This window comes from Streptomyces sp. NPDC028289, assembly GCF_055565975.1.
This window is the reverse complement of the sequence record NZ_JBVHTI010000033.1, coordinates 1-1860: the sequence shown is the minus strand read 5'-3', so window position 1 is coordinate 1860 and position 1860 is coordinate 1. Positions and strand designations below refer to the sequence as shown.

At 71.6% G+C, this 1860-nt stretch carries 3 protein-coding genes; all 3 read left to right on the top strand.

The features are described 5' to 3' along the window. Positions 1–250: VOC family protein (locus ACZ4UV_RS52050; protein WP_467850266.1), on the top strand; the 250-nt coding region annotated here is incomplete at its 5' end. A gap of 103 nt (positions 251–353) precedes the next feature. Beyond that, complete coding sequence (locus ACZ4UV_RS52045) at positions 354–1325, top strand: fumarylacetoacetate hydrolase family protein (RefSeq protein WP_467850263.1); 972 nt, start codon at positions 354–356, stop codon at positions 1323–1325. Beyond that, positions 1322–1860: SDR family NAD(P)-dependent oxidoreductase (locus ACZ4UV_RS52040; protein WP_467850261.1), on the top strand; the 539-nt coding region annotated here is incomplete at its 3' end. The genes ACZ4UV_RS52045 and ACZ4UV_RS52040, both read left to right, overlap by 4 nt.

Here is a 1860-nt window from a genome sequence, read left to right as displayed (position 1 = left end):
CTGGGGTCCCGGCCGGCACCTGGCCGGCGACAACACCTTCACCTACTTCCTGGACCCGCACGGCAACACCATCGAGTACACGACCGAGCTGGAGATCCTGGACGAGGACACCTGGCACCCGCACGTCTACGACTTCTCCCAGCCCGAGGTCACCGACCAGTGGGGCACCGCCAACCCCATGAACGAGCTGATCGCCAAGGAGTCGTTCAACGACGTCGACCGCGGCTGCTTCGTCGCCCCACCGGTCTGATTCCCCCGAGTCCCGGGGACGCGGCGGCCCTGTCAACTGCCCTGACTCCCACGCCGTGTCCCCGGCCCCTTCTTCCGTCGCCCGTCGGAGCCTGGAGCCGTACATGCGTTTCGCCAGTTATGAACATCACCGACGACGTGGCGTCGCCGTCGTCGAGGAGGACGGCATCCTCCACCCGGTCCCCGGATCGCGCTCGCTCACGGAGCTGATCGGCTCCGGCGACGGGCTCGACGCGCTGCTCGACGTGGGCGCGGCCACCCTCGACGTCCCACCGGGGCCGCACGTCTCCGAGGTACGGCTGCTCCCGCCGCTCCAGCCGCCGACCATGCGCGACTTCGTGACCTTCGAGGAACACGTCGAGGGCGTACGGCGCTCCGTGGACGGCGGCGGCGGGGTGCCCGAGGCCTGGTACGACGCCCCGACCTTCTACTTCACCAACCCGTACGCGGTCGTCGGCGCCCACGACGACGTGCCGGTGCCGCCCGGCTCACAGGTCCTGGACTTCGAGCTGGAGGTCGCCGCGGTCGTCGGCAGGGAGGGCCGGGACCTCACCCCCGAGCGGGCCCGCGACCGCATCATCGGCTACACGATCCTCAACGACTGGTCCGCGCGCGATCTGCAGTCCCGCGAGATGCAGGTCCGCCTCGGCCCGTGCAAGGGCAAGGACACGGCCGCCACCCTCGGGCCGTACCTGGTCACCGCCGACGAACTGGAGAAGTACCGGGACGCGGGCGGTTTCCTGCGCCTCGCACTCACCGCCTCGGTGAACGGCGAGGTCGTCGGTACGGACCTGCTCTCCAACATGAGCTGGACCTTCGAGGAGATGGTCGCCTACGCCTCGCGCGGCACCTCCGTGCGCCCCGGCGACGTGCTCGGCTCGGGCACCTGCGGCAACGGCGGCTGCCTGGCCGAACTGTGGGGGATACGCGGCACCCAGGACCCCCCGCCGCTGAAGCCCGGCGACACCGTCACCCTCACCGCCGAGGGCATCGGCACCGTCTCCAACACCGTGGTCGCCGGCGCCGACCCGGTACCGCTGCCGGCCGCGCGCCGCCGTACCCGGGAGCGGTCGTGACCGATCTCAGCGCCAAAAGGCTCCTCGGCAAGGTCGTCGTCGTCACCGGCGCCGCGCGCGGCCAGGGCGCCGCCGAGGCCGAGGCACTGACCCGGGAGGGCGCCCGGGTCATCGCCACCGACGTCGTCGAGGCCCTCGGCTGCCGCCGGCTCGACGTGACCAGCGACAAGGAGTGGGCCGCACTCGCCGCCGAAGTCCAGGAGTCGTACGGACGGATCCACGGCCTGGTCAACAACGCGGGCATCACCTGGCGCGCCCGCCTCGGCGAGGTGCGTCCCGACGACTTCGACCGCGTCCACGCCGTCAACGTCACCGGCCCGCTGCTCGGCATCCAGCACCTCGCCCCGCTCATGCCGGCCGGCTCGTCCATCGTGAACGTCGGCTCCACCGCCGCGCTCACCGGCCACTACCCGGTCGCCTACACCGCCAGCAAATGGGCCCTGCGCGGCCTGTCGAAGGCGGCGACGGCCGAACTCGGCCCGCGCGGCATCCGCGTGAACACCATTCACCCCGGCTTCATCGAGACCGAGATGAC

What these genes read in the sequence shown, in the direction of transcription:
- ACZ4UV_RS52045 (WP_467850263.1), top strand. Translation starts at nt 354, where the DNA reads ATGCGTTTCGCCAGTTATGAACATCACCGACGACGTGGCGTCGCCGTC.